We start from the raw sequence: 4,002 nt of genomic DNA on the forward strand, positions 1-4,002 counted from the left end.
ACGACGTGGCCCGCCGCGTCGACAGCGCGTACCTCGCCCGCATGGTCGCCGAGCACCGCATGGACGAGGTCGAGGCCGCCGAACTGATCGTCGACCTCACCTACACCCTGCCCAAGAAAGCCTACAAGCTCGACCAACGGCCCCAATGGGCCCGATCGGTCGCGCCCGCCAAACACGCCGCTGAATAGATTTTCCGGAGCTTCCAGATGTTCACCAAGACCTATCACGCCACCCATCCGGACATGATGTTCGCAGTCGGTAACGACGACCTGCGCGATCGCTACCTGATGGACGGCCTGTTCACCGCCGACGATATCGTGCTGCATTACAACCACGCCGAACGTTTCGTGGTCGGCGGCGCCGCGCCCGTCTCGAAGGGCGTCAAACTGCCTGACCAGACCGAACCCGCCTCGGCCGCCGGCCACCCGTTCCTGGAGCGTCGCGAGCTGGGCGCGATCAATGTCGGCGGCGGCAAGGGCAAGGTCACGGTCGATGGCGTCGTCTACGACATCGAGCCGCGCGACGGCATCTACGTGACCATGGGCTCCAAGGACGTGGTGTTCGAAAGCGTCGACGCCGCCAACCCGGCCCGCTTCTACCTGACCAGCCTGCCGGCCCATGCCGCGTTCGAGACCAAGAAGCTGGAATTCGCCAACGCCGTCCCGCTGGAGCGCGGCGCGCTGGAGACCTCCAACGAGCGCACCATCTACCAGTACATCGTGCCGACCACCTGCAAGTCGGCGCAACTGCTGCTGGGCATGACCGTCCTGAAGCCGGGCAGCGTCTGGAACACCATGCCGCCCCACCTGCATGACCGCCGCTCGGAAGCCTATTTCTACTTCGGCCTGGGCGAGAACGATCGCGTCTTCCACTACATGGGCGAGCCGGACGAGATGCGTCACATCGTGATCGCCAACGAGGAAGCCGTGATGAGCCCGCCGTGGTCGATCCACATGGGCTCGGGCACCTCGAACTACACCTTCATCTGGGCGATGGGCGGGGAGAACCTCGACTACACCGACATGAACGTGCTGGACATCTGCCAGCTGAAGTAGGAGCGCGAACCGCTCCACTTCTCTTCGGCTGACATCCCGGCCGTCGCGAAGGCAAGAGCCGGGACCGTCGTAAGCGCAAACGTTCGCGGCGGTCCCGGATCGGCCTTTCAGGCCGTCCGGGATGACAAGATTCAGGATCAGGAAGCACGCAACATGGCCAATCCGTTCAGCCTCGAAGGCAAGGTCGCCCTCGTCACCGGCGCCAACACCGGTCTGGGTCAGGCCGTGGCCGTGGCCCTGGCGCAAGCCGGCGCTGACATCGCCGCCGCAGGCCGCAGCGCCCCGACCGAGACGCAAGGTCTCGTCGAGGCGACCGGTCGCAAATTCCTGTCGATCAAGGCCGACTTCGGCTCGATCGAACCCGTCCAGCGCGTGGTCGACGAGACCGTCGCCGCGTTCGGCAAGGTCGACATCCTGGTCAACAACGCAGGCATCATCCGTCGCGCCGACAGCATCGAGTTCTCCGAGGCCGATTGGGACGCGGTGATGGACACCAACCTCAAGGTCGTTTTCTTCCTGACCCAGGCGTTCGCCAAGCAGGTGCTCAAGCAAGGCGGCGACAATGACCTTGGGGGGGGCAGCATCGGCAAGATCATCAACATCGCCAGCCTGCTGTCCTTCCAGGGCGGCATCCGCGTGCCGTCCTACACGGCCAGCAAGAGCGGCCTGGCGGGTCTGACCAAGATCCTGGCCAATGAGTGGGCTTCGAAGGGCATCAACGTCAACGCCATCGCGCCCGGCTATTTCGACACCAACAACACCGAAGCCCTGCGCAACGACGCCGACCGCAACGCCTCGATCCTGGCCCGCATTCCGGCTGGCCGCTGGGGCCAACCGGGCGACCTGGGCGGGGCCGCCGTGTTCCTGGCCTCGCAGGCCGCCGACTATGTTCAGGGCATTACCTTGCCCGTGGATGGCGGTTGGCTGGCGCGCTAGAGGCAGAAATCTGCGCAAAGGCGAATTTGGTACCGCAACCATTGCGCCGCGCTCCTTTTCGCGGTCGGCAAAGCGCGGTAAGGGCGCCGCTGCGTCAGCAAGGGTCACCGACAAGCGCTGTGGGCCGGCCGACGTTTCGTACGTTTCTTTCCTGATGAACCGTCGCGGCGTCGCGGTGGTCGCGGAGCTTCGCGCATGCGTAATCCCCTGTCTCTTGGCGGCGATCGTCCCACCAGCCGTCACGTCCGACAGAACGCCAACCTGCTCAGCGACCTGCTGAACGAGGCCATCGCCTATCTGGACGGCGATGAGGCCGCCCAGATGGTGGCCAAGGCCCGCAGGGCCGCTTCGATCGAGGACGTGGCCAACGGCGACGCCCCGGTGCTGGACCGCCTGTTCGCTGACCTGTCGAGCGATCAGGCCATCTTCCTGGCTCGCGCCCTGGCCAGCCACTCGATGCTGGCCAATATCGGTGAGGACGTCGCCGGTCGCCGCCGCCATGCCGAGGTCGACGCCCAGCCGGGCGACGAGCGTCCCCGCACCCTGGTGGACGCGGTCAAGGCGCTGGTCGCCGACGGCAAGTCGCCGGCCGAGCTGACCAAGGTCCTGGCCGCCATGAACGTGGTGCCGGTGCTGACCGCCCATCCGACCGAGGTGCGCCGCCGAAGCATGGTCGACCGCGAGACCGAAATCTCGCGCTTGATGGCTCTGCGCCGCCACCACCTGCCGCCGGCCATGGACGCCGACATCCGCGAGCGTCTGTTCCGCGAGATCGCCCTGATGTGGCGCACACGGCTCTATCGCCCCGAGCGGATCACCGTGAAGGACGAGATCCGCAACGCCCTGTCGATCGTCCGCACCTCGATCCTGCCGGCGATCATCGACCTCTATGGCGACTGGTCGCAGGCGATCGGAGAGCACGGCCAGATGGCCCCGCTGTTGAAGATGGGCTCGTGGCTGGGCGGCGACCGCGACGGGCACCCGGGCGTCAACGGCGACACCCTGAAGCTGGCCCTGGCCTCCCAGGCCCGGGTGATCCTGGACTGGTACGCCGGCGAGGTGCGCAAGTTGTGGTCCAACCTGGCGGTCTCGACCGCCTATGCGCCGGTGTCCGAGGAGCTCCTGGCGCTGGCCGCCCAGGCCAGGGACCCGTCGGTCCACCGCCTGGACGAGCCCTATCGCCTGGCGCTGGAACTGATCTTCGACCGTCTTTCGGCGGTGTCCCAAAAGCTCACCAACCAGTGGGTGGCCTTCGCCACCAGCCGCACCGACGTCGAGCCCTACGGCCATCCGGACGCCTTCGTCGCCGACCTGAAGATCGTCGTCGACAGCCTCGAGCGCCAGGGCGGCGAGCGCCTGGTCGGCTCGGCCCTGCGCACTCTGATCGAGGTGGCCCAGGCCTGCGGCTTCCACCTGATGAGCCTGGACCTGCGCCAGAACGCCGACGTCCACGAGCGGACGCTGCACGAACTGTTCCAGCGGGCCGGCTCCGGGGTGAAATATCTGGACCTCGACGAGGAGGCCCGCTCCAAGCTGCTGATCGACGAGCTGTCGCACCAGCGGCCCCTGGTCTCGCCGTTCACCGCCTATGGCGAGGAGACGACGCGGGAGCTGGCCACCATGGAGGCCGCCGCCCAGATGGTCCGCGACTACGGTCACGGCTGTATTGGCGCCTATGTGATCTCCAAGTCAGCGACCCTGTCGGACATCCTCGAGCCCCTGGTCCTGCTCAAGCAGGTGGGCCTGGTCTGGGGCGGCGCCGCGCCGCGGGCTTCGGTCAAGATCAGCCCGCTGTTCGAGACCATCGGCGACCTGGAGAATGGCCCCGGCGTTCTGCGCCAATGGCTGGCGCTGCCGCTGTCGCGCACCATCCTGGGCGACCGGCCGGTGCAGGAGATCATGCTCGGCTATTCCGACAGCAACAAGGACGGCGGCTATGTCGCCTCGCGGCGCGGCGTGGCGCGCGGCGCCTCGGCCCTTGCCTTCGAGGCCGAGCGGATGGGCGTGGGGC

General features: G+C 67.0%; 3 protein-coding genes and 1 pseudogene. All 4 read left to right on the forward strand.

All coding sequences use genetic code 11. The features are described from left to right. Positions 1–188: pseudogene (locus WAL33_RS01985) on the forward strand (glucuronate isomerase); the annotation flags it as partial. An 18-nt stretch (positions 189–206) separates the two neighbouring features. Further along, complete coding sequence (gene kduI / locus WAL33_RS01990) at positions 207–1,055, forward strand: 5-dehydro-4-deoxy-D-glucuronate isomerase (RefSeq protein ID WP_422177969.1); 849 nt, start codon at positions 207–209, stop codon at positions 1,053–1,055. Between the two features lie 153 nt (positions 1,056–1,208). Next, complete coding sequence (gene kduD, locus WAL33_RS01995; protein WP_422177971.1) at positions 1,209–1,991, forward strand: 2-dehydro-3-deoxy-D-gluconate 5-dehydrogenase KduD; 783 nt, start codon at positions 1,209–1,211, stop codon at positions 1,989–1,991. 195 nt (positions 1,992–2,186) lie between these two features. Next, positions 2,187–4,002 (forward strand): phosphoenolpyruvate carboxylase (locus WAL33_RS02000; protein ID WP_422177973.1); only part of this gene is annotated, 1,816 nt, incomplete at its 3' end.

It is taken from the genome of Caulobacter sp., assembly GCF_049283275.1.
GTDB lineage: Bacteria > Pseudomonadota > Alphaproteobacteria > Caulobacterales > Caulobacteraceae > Caulobacter.